Below are 18620 nucleotides of genomic sequence, written 5' to 3'. Positions count from 1 at the left end.
CCCGCGTCCGACAGCCCGGAGGCGCCCCCCCCGGACGCCGCGCCCGCCGACGCGGACCTGGACGAGCGCATGACGACCGCCGAGGGCAAGGTCGCCGCCCTGGAGGAGCAGAACGCCGAGACGAAGAACGACCTGCTCTCCCTCAAGAAGCTGAAGATTTCCGGCTACGTCCAGGGCCGCTACCAGTACCAGCAGAGCCTGGACGACACCGGTACGGGCGGCTTCAGCCGCTTCGCCGTGCGCCGGGGCCGCATCAAGACGACCTACACCACGGACTGGGCGCAGATGATGCTGCAGATCGACGCGGTGCCCACCGCCCCGTTCGTCACCGTGCGCGACGCCGAGGCCACCCTCTTCATCCCTGGTACCCACCAACAGGCGGGCCTCACCCTGGGCCAGATGAAGTGGCCCTTCGGCTACGAGGCCGTGCAGTCCTCCGCCGACCGCGAGATTCCCGAGCGCACCCGCGTCGTGCGCGCCTTCCTGCCCGACGAGCGGGACCGCGGCGTCAAGTTCGCCGGCACCTTCCTCGAGGGGAAGGTCAACGTCGCCGCGGGCCTCTTCGACGGCGACGGCATCTTCAACCAGGGCTCTGTCGGCGTGGACAACGACAAGGAGAAGGACGTCATCGGCCGCGCGGGCTTCGACCTGGGCTGGCTGTCCGGAGGCGTCTCCGGCTGGTACGGCCACACCATCACCAAGGGGCCCTCGGACACCTTCCGCAAGGCGCACACGAGAGACCGCGTGGCGCTGGACGCGCAGCTCTACCTGGACCTCCTCCCCCTGGGCGCCACGGCCATCAAGGGCGAGTACATCACCGGCAGGTCGTACTGGAAGAGCTCCGGTGACGTGAAGGTGGAGCAGCCCGGCGTTCCCGCCAGCGGCTGGTACGGCCTGATTGTCCAGAACGTGGGCGTGTCGGACGCGGTGGCCATCCGCTACGACTTCTTCGACCCGGAGAATGGCCGCAAGAACAGCGCGTCGGAGGGACGTCCCGCGAGCACCAACTCGGTGGGCACCCTGGCCGTCGCCGTCCTCCACTACTTCGGGGAGAACCTCAAGGTCACCGCGGCGTACGAGATGCCCATGACGGCCCATCCGGACGACGCCAAGGACCCGCACGACAACCTGTTCACCCTCCAGATGCAGGCCCGCTACTAGGCCCTACCTTCCTCCCAACACCACCACTTCGCTGGAGCTGAATCCGCCATGAAGGCAATTTTCGGTTCACTGGTCATCGGGCTGATGCTCGCCCTCCCGCTCTCCGCCCATGCGGGCAACGTCACCGTGAAGGGCTCCGACACCATGGTCATCCTCGGGCAGCGATGGGCCGAGGAGTTCATGAAGAAGACACCCGCCACCAAGGTGCAAGTCACCGGCGGCGGCTCCGGCGTGGGACTGGCGGCGCTCCAGAACGGCACCACGGAGATCGCCATGTCCAGCCGTGAAATCAAGGACGCGGAGAAGCAGAAGCTGCGCGCCCGCTACAACTCCACGGGCGTGGAAATCCCCGTGGCCAAGGACGGCGTCACCTTCTACGTCAACGAGGGCAACCCCGTGACGGCGCTCACCGTGGAGCAGCTGCGGAGCATCTACGTGGGGGATGTCACCAACTGGAAGCAGCTGGGCGGCCCCGACGCGCCCATCATCATCTACTCCCGCGAGAACTCCTCGGGCACCTACGTCTTCGTCAAGGACCACGTCCTGGACGGCGAGGACTACGCGGCCTCCGCCCAGACGCTGCCCGGCACCGCCGCGGTGGTGAACGCCGTCTCCAAGGAGAAGAACAGCATCGGCTACGGCGGCGCCGCGTATGCCAAGGGCATCAAGGAGCTGAAGATCAAGAAGGGCAACGAGGACATCGCCCCCACGGCGGAGAACATCAAGACGGGCAAGTACCCGCTGTCGCGCGACCTGTATTTCTACCTGCGCAACAAGCCCTCCGGGGACGCCAAGACGTTCATCGACTTCGCGCTGTCACCCGAAGGACAGGCCGTTGTCACCAAGGTCGGCTACTTCCCGGTGAAGTGAGCCTTCCGTCACACGAATGTCACCAGGGGCCCGAGCCACTATGGATAGACATGCCATCATGGAGCAGGGTCTCACGCAGCCTCTCATCGCGCCCGCGCTGTCACCGGCGGCGCGGCGGCGTCAGCTCCGGGAGAAGGTCATCGCGGGGTTCATCACCCTGATGGCCTTCACCGGCATCGCGGCGCTCATCCTCATCATCATCTTCGTGGCCAAGGAAGCCCTCGCGCTCTTCACGGAGCCGGAGGCCCGCCACGAGGCCAGCCTCTCCAAGATGTTCCTGGCCCAGGACGTGGCCCCGGGCAAGCCGCCCTTCCGCTGGCAGCCGGTGTCGAAGATTCCCAAGGTCAGCATGATTCCGCTGTTCGTCGGCACGCTGAAGACGACGGCGGTCTCCATGCTGGTGGCCGTCCCCCTGGGTGTGTTCGGCGCGCTGTTCGCCGCGGAGTTCGCACCCCGCCGCCTGCGCGAATTGCTCAAGCCCGTCATCGAGCTGCTCGCGGGCATCCCCTCCGTCGTTCTCGGCTTCTTCGCCCTCATGGTGATGTCCACGGTGGTGAAGGAAGCCCTCGGCTTCGACCGGCCGCTCAACGCGATGGTGGCCGGCCTGGGCCTGGCGCTCGCCATCGTCCCCGTCATCTTCACCGTGTCGGAAGACGCGCTCACCGCCGTACCACGCAGCTACCGCGAGGCCTCCCTGGCGCTGGGGGCGACCCCTTGGGAGACCGCGTGGAAGGTCGTCCTCCCCGCGGCCGCGCCCGGCATCCTCGCCGCGTGTGTGCTCGGCTTCGGGCGCGCCATTGGCGAGACGATGATTGTCCTCATGGCCTCCGGCAACGCGGACGTCATCTCCTGGAGCCTGGGGGATTCGGCGCGCTCGCTGTCGGCGACCATCGCCGCGGAGATGGGCGAGGTGGTGGTGGGCAGCCCCCACTACTCGCTCCTGTTCTTCATCGGCGTGCAGCTCTTCATCTTCACCTTCGTGCTCAATCTCATGGCCTCCACGTGGACCAAGAGGGTCATCCGCAAGCTGACGGGAGGTGCCGCGTGACGCCGGGGACCCGCCGCGCCGTGGGCTTCGCGCTCACGTCACTCACCGGCCTCGCGGCCTTCATCATCATCGCGATGCTGGCCATCATCCTCTTCAACGTCGTGGAGAACGGCGCCGGCGGCGTCACCTGGACCTTCCTCTCCCAGCCGCCCTCCGACGGCATGATGGGCGGCGGCATCTTCCCCGCCATCTTCGGCACCGCCGCGCTCACCCTGCTGATGACCGTGGCGGTGATGCCGGTGGGCGTGCTGACGGCCGTGTACCTCCACGAGTACGCGCCACCCCACTCGCTCTTCGCCCGCATCGTCCGCGTGGCGGTGGTGAACCTGGCCGGCGTGCCCTCCATCGTCTTCGGCCTGTTTGGCCTGGGCTTCTTCATCCTCTTCGTGGGCCAGGGCATGGACCGCGCGCTCGGCCACGAGGAGATGTACTGGGCGCAGCCGGGCATCCTCTGGGCCTCGCTGACGCTGGCGGTGCTCACGCTGCCCGTCGTCATCGTCTCCACCGAGGAGGCGCTGCGCGCCGTCCCCATGGACCACCGCACCGCGAGCCTCGCCTTGGGGGCCACCCAGTCGCAGACGCTGGGGCGGGTGGTGCTCCCGGGCGCGCTGCCGGGCATCCTCACCGGGGCCGTGCTGGCCATCTCCCGAGGCGCCGGCGAAGTCGCGCCCATCCTCTTCACGGGCGCGGCCTACTTCCTCCCGGACCTGCCCAGCCACCTCAACTCCCAGTTCATGCACCTGGGTTACCACACGTATGTGATGGCCACGCAGTCACCGGACGTGGAGGCCACGCGCCCGCTGCTCTACTCGACGGTGCTGGTGCTGCTGTTGTTGACGTTCGCCCTCAACCTCGTCGCGGTCATCATCCGGACCCGCACGCGCCGCAAGGCCGCGGGCGCCCACTGACTCAACGGTACACGCCCTCCATGTCCCTCAATCCCAACGCCCCGCGCCCGAAGATGGAGGCGCGCGAGCTGACCCTGCGCTACGGCACGAAGGCGGCCATCCAGAAGGTCTCCCTGGCCATCCTGGACCGGCGCGTCACCGCCCTCATCGGCCCATCCGGCTGCGGCAAGTCCACCTTCCTGCGCGCGCTCAACCGGATGAACGACTTGATTCCGGGCGCCAACCACACGGGCACCATCCTCCTGGACGACATGGACATCCATGACCGCAGCGTGGACGTGGTGGACCTGCGTCGCCGCGTGGGCATGGTCTTCCAGAAGTCCAACCCGTTCCCCAAGAGCATCTTCGAGAACGTGGCCTACGGCCTGCGCGTGGGCGGAATGAAGGACAAGGCCGCACTGGAGCAGCGCGTGGAGAAGTCCCTGCGCGGCGCGGCCCTCTGGGATGAAGTGAAGGACCGGCTGCACGAGAGCGCCCTGGGCCTTTCCGGCGGCCAGCAGCAGCGGCTGTGCATCGCCCGGGCGATGGCCGTGGAGCCCCAGGTCTTGCTGATGGACGAGCCCGCGAGCGCCCTGGACCCCATCGCCACGGCGAAGATAGAGGAACTCATCCACGAGCTGAAGGCGACGTACACCATCGCCATCGTCACCCACAACATGCAGCAGGCCGCGCGGGTGAGTGACAGGACGGCTTTCTTCTACATGGGTGAACTGGTGGAATGCGGCGCCACCGAACAGATTTTCACCAACCCGCGCGAGAAGCGCACCGAGGACTACGTCACCGGGAAGTTCGGGTGAGCGAAGAGAAGGGATTGGCGGCGATGGCGTTGACTCACACGGACAAGGCGTTCGAGCAGGACCTGAGGGACTTGCGCGAGAAGCTCCTCGCGATGGGCGCCAAGGTGGAGGGCCTCATCGTCCAGAGCATGCGCGCCCTCACGGACCGCGACAGCGCCCTGGCGGAGAAGGTCGTCGCCGCGGACAAGGACGTCAATCGGCTGGAGGTGGAGATCGACGAGCTGTGCCGCCGCATCCTCGCGCTGCGCCAGCCGGCCGCCAGTGACTTGCGCCTCATCACCACGGCGCTGAAGATCGTCACCGACCTGGAGCGCATCGGCGACCTGGCGGTGAACATCGCCGAGCGCTCCATGGACTTGAACCAGGTCCCCCCGCTGGCGCCCTACGTGGACACGCCGAAGCTGGCGGAGCTGGCGCAGCAGCAGGTGAAGCGCTCGCTGGATGCCTTCGTCTCCGGCGACGTGGCGAAGGCAGAGGTGGTGCTCCAGGGGGATGACCTGCTGGATGCGCTCTTCCTCAAGATCTTCAACGAGCTGCTCGCGTACATGATGGAGGACTCGAAGAACATCCGCCGGGCCACCGCGCTGATGTTCATCGCCAAGCACCTGGAGCGCATCGGCGACCACGCGATGAACGTGGCGGAGATGGTCGTCTACATGGTGCGGGGCAAGGACATCCGCCACCCGCGCAGCCGCAACCTGGGCGACTAGCCCACCCGCTTCACTTCGCTGTCACGTCGAATTGGCCCCGGCGCCGCGAGCGCTCCGCGGGCCTGACGCTCGAGCCCCCTAGCGTGGAACCCAGGTCGCGCGATGACCGCGCGCCTCCTCGGGGACTGCCCGCGCATGTCGCTTGCTTCCGCCCTCCTGCTCTTCGCCGCCGGCTTCGGCCTCACCGCGCTCGTCATCCAGTACGTGCTCGTGCTCCGCCATCGCCGGGAGCGGCCCCGGGCCCTGCCTCCGGGCGCGGCGTGGCCGGGCATCTCCATCCTCAAGCCGCTGTGCGGCACGGATGACGACCTGGAGACCAACCTGAAGCACTTCGCCCACCTGGACTACCCCGGCGAGTACGAGGTGGTGCTGGGGGTGAAGGACACCCGCGACTCGGCCTACGGGGTCGCGTGCGAGGCGGTGCGCCGCTGGCCCGGCGTCATGCGGCTGGAGCTGCAGGAAGGCGCGCCGGGGCTGAATCCGAAAGTGAATCAGCTCATCACCCTGGCGGACCGGGCCCGGTTTGATTTGTTCGTCATCAGCGACAGCAACACGCGCGTGGGGCCCGGCTACCTGGAGGAAATTGCCGCCAGCTTCGCGGACCCCACGGTGGGCTGCGTGACGCACCCGGTGGCGGGCATCGGCGAGCGGAGCTTCGGTTCGCTGCTGGACAACCTCTACCTGACGTCCAGCGCGGCGGCGGGGATGATTGGAGCCAAGCGCTGCGCGGACCAGGACATCGTCGTGGGCAAGTCCATGGCGCTGCGTCGCGAGGACGTCCAGGCCCTGGGCGGCTTCTACTCGGTGCGCGACGTGCTCGCGGAGGACTACGTCATCGGCCAGTGGGTGACGCGGAAGCTGGGCCGGCGCGTCGTCGTCGCGTGCGCCCCGGTCTACAACGTGTCGCTGGGCAAGAGCGTGCGCGCCTTCTTCCAGCGCTACCTGCGCTGGAGCGTCATCCACCGGACGGCCGTCACGCCGCCCACCTATCTGGCGCAGGCCCTGCTCAACCCGATTCCGCTGGCCCTCCTGGGCGTGCTCGCCAGCCCCACCCCGGAGGCCGTGAAGGTGGCGACGGCGGTCGTCCTCGGCAAGGTGCTGGTGGATCTCGCGGTGTTTCGCGCGCTGCGACCGCAGTCGGTGTCGTGGCGCGCCGCGCCAGCGGTGCTCACCAAGGACCTGCTGCTCTTCGTCGCGTGGTGGCACGGCGCGTTCTTCCGCACGGTGGACTGGCGTGGCACGCGCCTTCGCGTGGGCCCCGGCACCCGGCTCTTGCCGCCGCGCGCGGTGGTGTCCACGGTGAACACCACCCTCCCCCCGGGGGACGAGTGGGTCGCCGGGTGATGCACATCTGTTTCATCCCGCTTGCGGCGGTTTCACCGCGCGGACGTGAAGGCGCCGCGAGCAATGCCTACCTTGCTTCGCATGCCCCTTCGGACGTTGGCTCATCTCTCGGACCTCCACCTGGACCTGAGCCCCGACAGTGATGCCTCCGCGCAAGCGCTGCTCTCGGCCGTCCAGGCCAGCCGCGCGGACCACGTGGTGCTGACCGGAGACCTGACGCACCAGGGCTCGCGCGAGGAGTACCGTCGGTTCGTCGACATCTTCGCGCCGCTGTTGGACACCGGACGGCTCACCTTCATCCCCGGCAACCATGACCGTCCTGGCGAGGACGTGGGTGGCGCGTGGATGGATGGCCTCAAGGTCCGCACGGTGGAGCGCCCCGGCGTGTACTTCGTGTGCGTGGACTCCACGGGTGAGCACAACCGCAACTACTTCGCGAGCCATGGAGAGCTGTCGCTCGACACGGTGGAGCGGGTGGAGGCCGCGCTCGACGCCGCGCCGCGCGACTCGCTGGTGGCGGTGCTGGTGCATCACCACGTGCTGCCGCTGCCCGAGGAGAGCTTCCCGGAGCGCCTGGCCACGCGCATGGGCTGGCCCCACGCCTCCGAACTGTCGCTGGGCGCGGAGCTGGTGGCGCGAGTGCAGGGCCGTTGCGACCTGGTGCTGCATGGCCACCGTCACCAGCCCTGCGAGACGGTGCTGGACACGGCGCACGGACGGCCGCTGCGCGTCTTCAACGCGGGCAGCTCCACGGACCTGGGGCGCTTCCGGCTGTTCCAACACTCGGACGGTCGCCTGCTCGGTGAGCCCCAGTGGTGTCACTCGACGCAGCCCGAGCGTCCCCGGACCGCGGGGCACAATGTGCGACCTGCCCTTCAGTACCTGGTGACGCAGCTGGGCATGGCCCTGTTCTGAGCCCGCCCCCCTGCTCTCCAGGCAGGGGCCATTTCTCCCGAGGAAGCGAATGTCGAGGGTGCGCAGGGAGGTTCTTCCCGTGTCGGGGAGGATGCTTGGCGCGACTGGACACGGATGAAGAAAGCGCGAGACGGGTGCTCGTCGTCGATGACGACGCGGACTGGAGAGAGTTCCTTCGGCTCAGCCTGGAGGATCTGGGGTATGAAGCCACCGAAGCGGCCGATGGCCACGAGGCCCTGGCCAGTCTTCGGCGCGGTGAGCGCTACGAGGTCATGCTCCTGGACCTCAACATGCCGGGGATGAGCGGCCTGGAGGTCGTGGCGCGGCTTCCGCGCGGTCCCCTGCCCCGCGTGGTGTTCCTCACGTCAGCGGCGGCCCAGGACGTGGGCGACGCCCTGCTGTCCGGCCCCCACTACTACCTGCCCAAGGGCGCCAGCCAGGATCAACTGTCTCTCCTCTTGCAGTCACTTGGTGAGTGAGCGGCCGGGCATCCGGGGTTACGGTAGAGGGCTCCTGAGAGGAGGGCCATCATCGTTTCGGAGCTGCTCATCATCTTGTTGCTCGTCCTGGCCAATGGCGTGTTCGCCGGGGCGGAGCTCGCGGTCATCTCCCTGCGCCGCACGCGGCTGAAGGAATTGGTGGAGCAAGGCAGCGGCTCCGCGAAGGCGGTGGAGGCCCTGCGCAAGGACCCGGAGCGCTTCCTCGCGACGGTGCAGATTGGAATCACGGTGATCGGTGCCACGGCTGCGGCCTTCGGCGGCGCGAGCATCGCGAACCGGCTGGCCCCCGTGCTCGCGGGCTTCGGGCTTCCGACGGAGACCGCGGACGAAGTCGCGCTCGCGGGGGTCGTCATCGTCGTGTCGTACCTGTCGCTGGTGCTGGGCGAGCTGGTGCCCAAGTCGCTCGCGCTGCGGGCCGGGGAGCGCTACGCGCTGCTCATCGGCCGTCCTCTCAACGGGCTGTCGTGGCTGATGCGGCCGGTGGTGTGGTTCCTCACCGCCAGCTCCAACGTGGTGCTGCGGTTGTTCGGCGACCGGACGACCTTCAGCGAGAGCCGCCTGTCGGCGGAGGAGCTGCAAACGCTGGTGGAGGAGGCCACGAAGCAGGGCTCCCTGGACCCGCGCGCCGGGGAGATCGCCGCGCGTGCGTTCGAGATGGGCGACCTGACGGTGGGCGAGCTGATGGTGACGCGCGAGCAGATCGTCGCGCTGCGCCGCCACGCGAACGCGGAGGAGATTCGCCAGACGCTGCTGGAGCACGGGCACTCGCGGATGCCGGTGTTCGAGGGCACGATGGACAACATCGTCGGCTACGTCATCGCCAAGGACCTGCTCGGGGTGGCCTGGGAGGGGCACCTCATCGTCCTGGAGGACGTGGTGAGGCCCGCCTTCTTCCTCGTGGAGACGATGCGGGCCATGGACGCGCTGAAGGAGCTGCAGCGGCGGCGCATGCAGTTGGCCATCATCGTGGACGAGCGCGGCGGCGTCGTGGGCCTGGTGACAGTGGAGGACCTGGTCGAGGAGCTGGTGGGCGACATCCTCAGCGAGTCGGAGACGCCCGAGGAGCTGGTGCTGCGCGAAAGCCCCCTGGCGGCGGTGGTCCAGGGCAGCGCGGCCATCCGGGACATCAACCGGGAGCTGGGCCTGGACCTGACCGAGGACGACGACTACTCCACGGTGGCGGGGCTGACCATCGCGCTGGCGGGCGGCGCGATTCCCGAGCCCGGCACGAAGCTCCGGACGAAGGACGGGTTGGAGCTGGAGGTCCTGGAGGCGACGCCCCGGCGCGTGCGCTCGGTGCGCATCCACCTTCCGGAGGCCAAGCCCGAGGAGGGCTGAGCACCGCAGGACTCCAGGCTAGCGGGACTCTGGAGCCTGGAGGGCCAGCTCTCCCGGGCGTGCTCCGGCGCGCACGCTCCAGCCTGGAGCAAGATCCAGAACCCAGCCATCGCCCTGCCACCGGGAGCCCTGCGCACGCTCGGGTGGCGCGACGACGGTGGCGGACTTCCAGTCCTGGGCCACGAGCACTTCGGACGTCACGCTGAGCGAGCCCCACTCATCCACGATGCGGGCTCCCGGATACACGGTGCCATGCTCGGGCAGCGGGACGAGTTCCCCTGGGTTGAACTGGATGCGCATGCGCAGCAGGGGCAGGCGCAACACGGGCCCCTCCACCAGGCGCTTGCGCAGGGCCTCCGCGCGCTCACGGGCGAGCCGCGCACGCGTGGTCTCGGCCTCGCGCAGGGCGGAGCCCTCATAACGCGTCTCGCGCCGCGCCACGTTCCGCTCGGGCCCTGGCGCGGGCAGCCGCAGGGCCTCCCCGAGCAGTTCTCCCAGGTCCGCGCCTTCCAGCGCCCGCTTTCGCCAGCCCGTGGCGGAGGCGCCCGCTTCATCCAACAGCAAGCCGTAGGCGGGCCCTGACGCATAGGCGAAGGCCCGCACGAAGGAGTTTCGCCGAGCGCCGTCGTCCAGGTTCTCCAGCGCCAGCGCCCTGCGCTCTCGAGCCTGGCCGGCCGCCGCGCTCACGCCGGTGTACTCCGCGAGCCCTTCATGGCGCTCCAGCGAGCCCTCCTCGGTGGTCGCCGAGGCAAAGCGCGCTCGGCGCTCGCTCCGGAACGCCAGCGCGTCCTCGACGGCGGTGCGGCGCGCGGACGCGGTGCTTGAGCGCAGCGCGGACGCGAGGGCACGCCACTCGAGCTGCAACAGCGTGCGGCCCTCGAAGTCATCGAGGTGGGCATTGGCCCCCTCCTGGCCGCGATGTCCCAACGAGTTCGCGAGCCGATGGAAGGCCTCGTGGGCAAGCAGGGCGCGCCGACGCGCGGGGGCCTCGGGCAGCGGCGCCCTCAGCTGCACCCATGAGACTCCGGCCCAGGTGAGCGCCGTGTTGGCGATGGTGACGTCGGTGGGCAGGACGCCCACCCAGGGGCCCGCTCCGGACTTCCCGGGCCACTCGCTTGCCACGAAGGCCCGCGTTTCAGGATGTACGACGAGCAACGGAGCGCACAGCGAGTGCCCCCACAGTCGCCGCCCATCGGCTTCACAGGTCCGGCGAAAGTCCGCGAAGGCGGCCGTGATTTCGCCCACGGCCATGACCTCGGGCACGACGGCAGCGGACTCAGGGGCGGCCAGGGCATTGCCGCTCGACACGACGCCCCAGAGACACGCCGTCGCGATACCGCACCTCGTCACGATTCCACGCTGACTCATGAAGCGCTCCTTGAAGAGGCCCCACCGCTCCTCGCTCGAGGCCAGAAGCATGCGGGCGAATGATACGCCCACGGCCGCAACGGGTACGTCGTTCACCCGCGTCGATTGCACACGGGCGCTCCGTGTCGTGAAACGCCCGGCCTGCCCTCAGCGCCCCTTGGGCCGGGGCCGCGTCGGAGCACCTGCTTTCGCGCTCCCCTGCCCCAGTCGCCGCGCCGCGACGTCTTGATGCGCCAGCCGCCGCAGGGCGATGAGCACGGGCTCGTGGACCGCCGTTCCGAGCACGGCGTACTCGACGGCGGCCGTCGCCTCCCGGGGAATGCTGCCGACGTCGAACTCGGCGATGGCGCGGATGTTCGGCCCGTAGACGGCGAGCCGCCTGTCATCCAAGGGAATCCCCGCCGACTCCGCCGCCGCCAGCGCGAGCTCCAACTGGGCGACCGCGGCGAACCGGGGGTCATAGACCTGGCCCAGCTTCTCGAGCACCTCGCGGGCCCGGGGATAATCCTCCGCCGCCTCCGGCGTCACGCTGGGCGGCAGCGCGGCAATCGCCTTGCCCAGCGTCTCGAAGAGGTCGTCCTCCGGGCGGTCCATGAGTTGGAGCACCTCCCGCGCCTTCTGCACACTCAGGCCCACCGTCTCCGTCAGCGCGCGAATCACGGCGATGCGCCGCACATGGGCCTCGCCGTACTCGGCCCGCGTCGCCGACGTGGCCTCTCCGGCCGGCAACAGCCCCTCCCGCAGATAGAACTTGAGCGTCGCGAGCGGAACACCCGTCCGCTCCACCAGTTCAGAGATGCGCATGCACGGCCCCTTGCATTGGATACCTTCGGTATCTAATATTGGATACCATGGCTATCCAACCCCACACCCTCATCCTCTTCGGCGTCCTGCTTCTCTCGCTCATCACCGTGGAATCAGGCGGCTGGTTCCTCACCCGTGTCGGGCGGGGCAGTATCCCCGCGAACGCGCTGCAGAAGAACTTCTTCCGCGCGGGCCATGCGCATGCGGCCGTGCTGCTGATGCTCAGCCTGGTCATCCTGGTGGTGCTCGACGCGGCCCATCTGCCGGCCGGCTACGACGTCGTCGCGCGCTTTGGAGTCCCGGTGGCCGCGCTGCTCATGCCCGCGGGCTTCTTCCTCTCCGTGCTCGGCAAGGACCCCCAGCGGCCCAACCGACTGCTGGCCCTGCTGTGGATTGGCGCGGGGAGCCTCACGCTCGGCCTGCTGACGGCCGGCGTGGGACTCATCGTCGCGGGTGTCCAAGCCTCGTGAGCAGGGGCTGCCACGATGAGGTCATGCCGCGAGCGAGGCTGACGCGACCCGTTCGACGGAGGCCGCCGGTGAATGAATGGCATTGGAAACAATGCCAGCCACCCCAGCAAATGAATATCAACCCTGAAACTCCCTGCTCGAAAGGCCTTCTCCCCAGGGCTCCGACGTCAAGGGTTGGGTGAGAACCCACCCGCCGTGAGTCATTGCATAATTCCGAGGATGACCCATGAGCGAGGCACCGGCTCGTCGCGTATTCTTTGGATGCCTCGATTCGAGGCCCATCCCCGGAGCCAGACATGACACGTGCATTGGGAGTTCCCGCGCTCGCGGCGTTGTTGCTGTTGGTAGGTTGTGAAGGCGTAGGCCCCGAAGATGCCACGGCGCCCGTGGGTGAACTGGGCGTCCATGAGGGGGCGGTGGGTGAGCTGGACTTGAGTGTCGAGGACCTGGTGGCGTCGTGCCAGGCCACGGCGTTGACGCTCTCGGGGGTCATCCAGAACCACGGGGCCACGGGCATCGCCGGTTCCACGGCGGCCGTGTATGCGGGCGGCACCGGCGCGGGCGGCACGCGACTGGGCACCCTCAGCGTGCCCTTCCTGGTCGGTGGAGAGCGCTTCCCCTTCCAGCTCTCCTTCACGGTGCCGGAGGGTACCCAGCGGGTGGTGGTCGTCGCGGACGACGACGGGGTCTTCAACGAGGACAACGAGGCCAACAACGTCGCCGCGGTCGACTTCTCCATTCCCTGTGCGACGAACCAGGGTCCGGTGGCGCTCTGTCGAAACGTGACGGTGGCGGCGGACGCGGCCTGCGAGGGCGTGGCCTCGGTGGACCACGGCTCGCATGACCCGGACGGCTTTCCGGGTCCCTTCAGCGTGACGCAGCTTCCCTCGGGCCCGTTCGCGCTGGGGACGACGCCTGTGCAACTGGACGTGACGGACGGGGCGAGTGTGAACACCTGCTCGGCGACGGTGACGGTGGTCGACACCACGGCTCCGGTGCTGGGGGCCAGCCGGGGGCGCGTCCTGACGCCGTCGGTGGGCTCGGACTACGTGCTGGTGTCACTGGCGGACTGCGCGCTGCCGGCGGTGGACAACTGTGGTGGGGAGCTGCCGCTGGCGCAGGCGGGTACGCTGTTGCGCGTCAGCTCCGACGAGCCGAACGATGCGCTGTCCCTGCTGCGGCTGCTTGCGTGTGACGACATCAAGCTGACGGCTGATGGCAAGTCCGCGCTGGTCCGCGCGGAGTCGGCGCTGCTGGGCAACGGACGCGTCTACACGTTCACCTACGGCGTGAAGGACGCGACGGGCAATGAGACCACGGGCACGTGTCAGGTCCGCGTCCCCGCGCTGCTGGGCAATCCCGCGGTCGACTCCGGGGTGACGTACTGCCAGGGCGTGGGTTGTCCCTCGGGAACGACGGGACGCGGACTGCTCTGCTCCCTGCTGTAATCAGGTCGTCGTGAGGGCCCGCCTGGGAGGATTCCGGGCGGGCCCGTGCGACGGTGACGAATCCCAACACACTCAGTGCTTGCCCAGCGCGGGGAGCCACACCTCGAGAACCCTGCGCGGCATGTTCCCGTACTTTCCCTGCAGCCCGATCACGCGGACGTTTCCCCTGAGCGCCACGCCTTTCTCACCGAGCACCTGCTGAACGAGCGCTCCCACCTTGTCGGCGAGCTGCTTGTCATCGGCATGGAAGTAGCGAACGTCACCCGTCGATGACGCTCCTTCCGTGAGGATTTCGGGACTCGGAACCCCGTAGCCTTCACCGTCCAGCGCCAGGGAAAGTGCTGTGGCTATCGATCTGTCGTTCGGGTCCGCGTAGTGGACGAACACCCGTGTTCGCTCCGCCTGGGCCGCGGCAACCAGCCTGCGCGCGCCAGCCGGCACATTCGAGGCCGGTGGCCCTGACTTGATGGCCTCCGCCAGATACACACGCGGTGGGGGCCTTTCGACCACGTCAGCCTGTGCCGACACCAGACTCAACTCACCGGCGGAGCCCGCGCTCTCGGCGAGCGCCACCCGAATCTGCCCGACCAGACTCTCTGGAAAGGCGGCAACCAGGACGTTGCGCTTCAAGATGCGCTTCTTCGCATCCGCTCCGAAGATGGCCTCGTCATTGAGCTTCAGATACTCGAAGAAGTCCTTGCGCCACCCATTGTCCAGCTCACGTTCCGCTTGAAGCTGAGCAAGCTGTAGCTCCCGTTCCTTCTGTTCCTTCGCGAGCGCGAGTTCCTTCTCCTTCGACGCCACCGCCACCCAGACCTGGACGCCCGAAATCAGGATTGTCGCCACCGAAATCACGGCCCCCAGATTTCGATTGAGGAGCCCCTGGCGAGAGGTCGACGTGGTCCGCTCATGCTCGAACCGCTTTTCCTCGAGCAGCACCCGCCTCCGCTCCAATTCCAAGCGCTCACGCTCCAGGCGAAGCTGCTCCTCTGAAGGCGTCTCTCCAGTTTCGCTCATATGTCCCCCCGGGCAATCAGCGCCCTCGGACAGGCTACTTCAAACTCGCTTCCCCGCTCAAACCAGACCCGGCACAGTGCGCCGACGCGAGGCTGCCGCCCTGGTAGACTCACGAGGCCAGGAGGAGTCCATGGAGGTTACCAGCTCGAAGCGCGGCGACGTGGCGCCCCTGGACAGCCGGAGGCGCCGCTTCGTCGTTCTCGGAGCATCTGTCGTGCTCTGCGGGGCACTCATCGGCATCGCCAGGTCGCAGGGCCTCCAGTTCAAGCGACACAACACACACGTCGAATGCAAGGCGACGCTGAAGGCCTGGTACCTGACCCAGAAGGCATTCCACGACGAGCGCGGAAGGTATGACCCCGCCTTCGCCAACGTCAGCTTCCTGGCCCACGAGAACGGCCGCTATTCATACTTCGCGGGCACCGGTCCGATGGCACGGGCCGATGGCACGCAGGAGGCAGGAAGCAACAAAGCCCAGGTGACGGGCGTAACGTTCTGGTGGGAGTTGCCTCCACGCGCGGCGGTGTCCGTGGAGCAGCTCCCTTCTGAAGTGAGGGCTCAGCTGGGCATGTCCGGGACGTGCCCACGGTGTGAAATCACCGCGGCATGCGCGGCCAACCTGGATGACGACGACACGCTCGACGTCTGGGTCGTCTCCACCGGATCACTGGCCATCACTGGCCCAGAGGGCTCCACGGTGTCACCCGGCATGCCTTCACATTGGATGGATGACCTCGACGACTCCTGAGCGCCACCCTCCGTGCCCAGTCGAGCATGCGAGGAGGAGGAGCAGGAGGCGTCGCACCTCCTGCTCGAGACGCGGCGGTTGAAATCAAGAGCCGAGCCTACCGCCCGCTCCCATCAATTCTGCGCACACAGCCAGACCTTCCCGAACGTGCAACGACACTCACCTGCCGTGCCCTCGGAGTAGCAGCAATCCTTGAACTGCCCCGCCATCGGGCAAGCCTTCCCATGGAGGTTCTCACACAGAGACACGCCCGGGCACCCCGTTGGCACGGGCGGAGGGCACGCAGTGAATACCCCATTGCACGTCACGCCCTGGTAATCCGTCGCAGAGCAGCTTGTTGTCGACGAAGGGCAACTGACCGAGCCGGTGGAGCACTGAGCGGTACACCCCGCGAGTTCTTGAGATACGAGCTCAAGTTCCTCACTGCTGCTCGCACTGCCATCCGAGGAACCTCCACAGGCCATGGCTCCCACCAACATCGCACTCAACGCAGCGCCGACGAAATACTTCACAGACATTGAACCCTCCGTGGAAAGGCCAAGAGTAGAAGGGATGAAGAGGGTCTGCCTATCCCAGGTTTCTGGGATTGGGAGATGGTGGAGCGGTCCCCTCGGCGCCGGCCATACCCTTTCGCACGAAGGACTGAAGCTGTGCGATGTTCGGACAATCAGGAGGGGAAATTGAAATTCAGAACCATCATCGCGCTAGCGCTCTCCCTGCCCGCCACGGCTGCTTGCGCGCAGACAAAAACACAGCAAAACACAGCGACCCTGAACCTGGCGCCGACTTCGAGCCCCGCGACCACCGAGAGCACTCAGGCCGAGGCGTCGACAAGGAGCCTCATCGCTCTGTCACAGACGGAGCTCGACACGAGGATGACGGCCATTGGTGCCACTGGCGAGCTCTCGCCTGGCGGCTCTGACTGCGGCCAGTGGCAGCCGAAGCCAGAAGTCACCTGCTCACTCCAGTGCGGCAGAGGAGACTTCGCGGGCGAAGGAGATCCGACCTGGTCTCAACTCAACGCGGGCGCCAGCTCGACCTCGTATAAGGCAACGAAGTACTGCAGCGGGGAGTCCAACGCGCAGGCGCGCTGCCAATCGAAGAGCGTGCGCTCGACGCACCTTGTCGTCGCCACCTTCAATGCAACGGCCCAGAGATTCGGAAGTTGCAGTGGCTGCGCTGGGAGCACCGCGAACGTCAAGCCGACGTGGCGAACGATGCTCCGCCTCGGCGCGGGCAAGCAGACACTCTCGCTGAGGCTGGTTTCCAGTCGCTTCGTCCCGAATGGAATGCGGTGCCACCTCAGCGTCGGAGACGCGGCGAACCCAGGGGGCCACTGGGAAGCGACCACGAATGACACCCATGCTGAACAGGGCTTCATGGCATCACACGTGAGCGGCGACACCCCCGTCGTCATCGACTGCAAGCCCCTGGTCCAGGCCAGCGCGTACGGATGCCCACAGAACTTCGATAATCCGAAGCGGCAAGGCTCGTTGGTCATATCTGTCGTTGCAGGCCCCTAGTTGCCGGTGCCACTCGCCTCGACTCCCTGGGGAAACAACCCGCCTCCTCTCCAAGAAATCGTGCGATGTCCGTTACACAGTGACCGAGGCCGCAACCACGTGGAAGGCCCCGGGCGCTGTGGAATCCACGCAAAGGGGAACCATGAAGAAGACACTCTTGGCGGTGTTCGTCGGACTTTGCTTGGGGGCCGGTGTGGCCGTCGCAGCCGAGTCCCACGCGGTTGCGGAAGGGCAAGCATCAGCGGAACAACGGCTCGCGCCGTGCTGCGGTGACTGTGACTACCTCTACGATGAATGCATCGCGGGATGTCTTGAGGGGGACCGCGCCTGCGGACGGAGCTGCATGTTGGGGTGGAACCGATGCCTTGCGACGTGCGACTACGCATCCTGCATCTGGCCACAGCTCAAGCCGCCGTTCCGGGTGCTGATTCCTGTTCAGGGTGACAGGCGGTGACGCCGGCCGGAGCGGCGGCCCTTTAGCAAGCGCGTGGCACGAAGCAGCCCCAGAACATCACCGTGCCCCCTGGCAGGCCCGCTCAGGGAGCTGTTCCCGCGGAGACCTCTTGGTGGCGACGTATAGCCGCCAGGAGGCACCCGCGCCCCGAGACTCTTCAATCTGCTGGATGAAACTTCGCAGCAGCCCGGCGTGAAGGTGAAGCGCTCCCTCCCGGTCATCGTCGGAGGGAAAGCAGACAACATCCTTGCTCGGGATCCCGAGCAGTTGGGGTCGCTACCGGCCTGGTCCTTCCTCGTCGGGGTGGATGATGGAGGGGCTCCGCCTCACTGCGGAGCGCGCCCACAGGAAGGCGACTCCCCCAGCTACAAGGAGCGCCCCGACAACCCCCGCCACGAGCCAACGAGTCGACTGCGACATGCGACACCTCCGGGCACCATCATAGCCGGGCGGACGGGCCCGCCGGACGCCGTCGTCTCCAGGGAGGCGACGTCCTCCCAGGCCCTGTGCAGGCCACACCACAAGGCTTCCATGACGGCCCTCTGTCGAGAAGCATCGCCCCTTCACGGCGTACACGGCTCCGGAAGGTGGGATGGCGTGCCCCAGACCGAGGAATCAGCCGGACGCAATCCGGGCACCCGTCCCTCGGCGCGCCTCCGGATGCCACCAGAATATCGGAGCTTGAGGCAATTCAACCGCTGCGATGGGATGTAGCGATTGAGCACGCACCATGTGACAGCGCCGCAGGGGGCGCGCCATAGAAACGCCGTGATGCCTCTGCGGCAGGCGGGCCGGCCTTCTCGCTGGCGGACGACACCTCCACGTTCAGCATGTGGGCGACGTCTGCCAGCGCTGTCTCATTGGCCGTGGTTCGCTCCTCATGGACGACAGCCCACACCAGGCGGCCCAGGGCTCCGAGGAGGTGATGCCGGCGCGGGCGGACCACCCATGCTTTGGAGGGAACGACGAACGTGAAGGACTCCCCCTGGCGGGACTGGAGAGATGCGTGGAGGAACTCGTTGCGCTTCGGGTAGGACTACAACTTCGAGCGTGATACCGGGCCTCAAGCCCTAAACCAGAGTTCGTGATTCGCGATCAGGCTGGGGAGCAGGCGGGCGCGGAGGAGGCGGGAAGAGGGAGCAGGGGCACCTCTCGTTCGGCTCTGTGTGCGCAGAAGACCTGAGAGCGAGAAGGCCC

General features: G+C 67.6%; 16 protein-coding genes. 13 read left to right on the top strand and 3 right to left on the bottom strand.

Annotated elements, in window-relative coordinates; translation table 11 throughout:
* The 10 genes from FJV41_RS37300 to FJV41_RS37255 all read left to right on the top strand — a co-directional run.
* On the top strand, positions 1-1161 hold a 1161-nt coding region (locus FJV41_RS37300; RefSeq protein ID WP_141647369.1), incomplete at its 5' end, for a porin.
* Between the two features lie 48 nt (positions 1162-1209).
* Complete coding sequence (locus FJV41_RS37295; protein ID WP_141647368.1) at positions 1210-2031, top strand: phosphate ABC transporter substrate-binding protein; 822 nt, start codon at positions 1210-1212, stop codon at positions 2029-2031.
* 58 nt (positions 2032-2089) lie between these two features.
* Complete coding sequence (gene pstC, locus FJV41_RS37290; protein WP_246137655.1) at positions 2090-3079, top strand: phosphate ABC transporter permease subunit PstC; 990 nt, start codon at positions 2090-2092, stop codon at positions 3077-3079.
* Positions 3076-3987, top strand: a complete 912-nt coding sequence (gene pstA, locus FJV41_RS37285; protein ID WP_141647366.1) for a phosphate ABC transporter permease PstA — start codon at positions 3076-3078, stop codon at positions 3985-3987. Before pstC ends, pstA begins: the two co-directional genes overlap by 4 nt.
* Positions 3988-4040: 53 nt before the next feature.
* The gene (gene pstB / locus FJV41_RS37280) at positions 4041-4784 is read left to right on the top strand and encodes a phosphate ABC transporter ATP-binding protein PstB (protein ID WP_217440826.1); all 744 of its coding nucleotides are present in this window, start codon (positions 4041-4043) and stop codon (positions 4782-4784) included.
* A 23-nt stretch (positions 4785-4807) separates the two neighbouring features.
* The gene (gene phoU / locus FJV41_RS37275; protein WP_141647373.1) at positions 4808-5494 is read left to right on the top strand and encodes a phosphate signaling complex protein PhoU; all 687 of its coding nucleotides are present in this window, start codon (positions 4808-4810) and stop codon (positions 5492-5494) included.
* Positions 5495-5629: 135 nt separating this feature from the next.
* Positions 5630-6838, top strand: a complete 1209-nt coding sequence (locus FJV41_RS37270; RefSeq protein ID WP_141647372.1) for a ceramide glucosyltransferase — start codon at positions 5630-5632, stop codon at positions 6836-6838.
* A 63-nt stretch (positions 6839-6901) separates the two neighbouring features.
* Positions 6902-7753, top strand: coding sequence for a metallophosphoesterase family protein (locus tag FJV41_RS37265; RefSeq protein ID WP_141647364.1), 852 nt, complete (start codon positions 6902-6904; stop codon positions 7751-7753).
* Positions 7754-7848: 95 nt separating this feature from the next.
* Positions 7849-8232: a response regulator gene (locus tag FJV41_RS37260; RefSeq protein ID WP_141647363.1), complete on the top strand. Its 384-nt coding sequence runs from the start codon at positions 7849-7851 to the stop codon at positions 8230-8232.
* 78 nt (positions 8233-8310) lie between these two features.
* Complete coding sequence (locus FJV41_RS37255) at positions 8311-9591, top strand: hemolysin family protein (protein WP_141647371.1); 1281 nt, start codon at positions 8311-8313, stop codon at positions 9589-9591.
* Between the two features lie 18 nt (positions 9592-9609).
* Here the strand turns inward: FJV41_RS37255 and FJV41_RS37250 are convergent, their stop codons facing one another.
* Positions 9610-10959 carry a hypothetical protein gene (locus tag FJV41_RS37250; protein WP_141647370.1) on the bottom strand — a complete coding sequence of 450 codons (1350 nt, stop codon included), beginning with the start codon at positions 10957-10959 and terminating at the stop codon, positions 9610-9612.
* Between the two features lie 147 nt (positions 10960-11106).
* Entirely contained in the window at positions 11107-11763 is a 657-nt protein-coding gene (locus FJV41_RS37245; RefSeq protein WP_141647362.1) for a MerR family transcriptional regulator, read from the bottom strand.
* Positions 11764-11810: 47 nt separating this feature from the next.
* Between FJV41_RS37245 and FJV41_RS37240 the strand changes: the two genes are divergently transcribed.
* Positions 11811-12233 (top strand): hypothetical protein, encoded by a 423-nt coding sequence (locus tag FJV41_RS37240; RefSeq protein WP_141647361.1) that lies wholly within the window; start codon positions 11811-11813, stop codon positions 12231-12233.
* A gap of 296 nt (positions 12234-12529) precedes the next feature.
* A complete protein-coding gene (locus tag FJV41_RS37235) occupies positions 12530-13681 on the top strand; it encodes a CARDB domain-containing protein (RefSeq protein ID WP_141647360.1) in 1152 nt (383 codons plus the stop codon).
* Between the two features lie 72 nt (positions 13682-13753).
* Here FJV41_RS37235 and FJV41_RS37230 read toward each other — a convergent pair whose 3' ends face one another.
* Positions 13754-14620, bottom strand: coding sequence for a hypothetical protein (locus FJV41_RS37230; protein ID WP_141647359.1), 867 nt, complete (start codon positions 14618-14620; stop codon positions 13754-13756).
* A gap of 208 nt (positions 14621-14828) precedes the next feature.
* On the opposite strand from FJV41_RS37230, the gene FJV41_RS37225 reads away from it, so the two are divergent.
* On the top strand, positions 14829-15446 hold the full coding sequence (locus FJV41_RS37225) for a hypothetical protein (RefSeq protein WP_141647358.1): 618 nt from the start codon (positions 14829-14831) through the stop codon (positions 15444-15446).
* Positions 15447-18620 lie beyond the last annotated feature (3174 nt).

This window comes from Myxococcus llanfairpwllgwyngyllgogerychwyrndrobwllllantysiliogogogochensis (genome assembly GCF_006636215.1).
In the GTDB taxonomy this organism is placed as follows: domain Bacteria; phylum Myxococcota; class Myxococcia; order Myxococcales; family Myxococcaceae; genus Myxococcus; species Myxococcus llanfairpwllgwyngyllgogerychwyrndrobwllllantysiliogogogochensis.
This window is presented reverse-complemented; position numbering and strand designations above follow the sequence as displayed.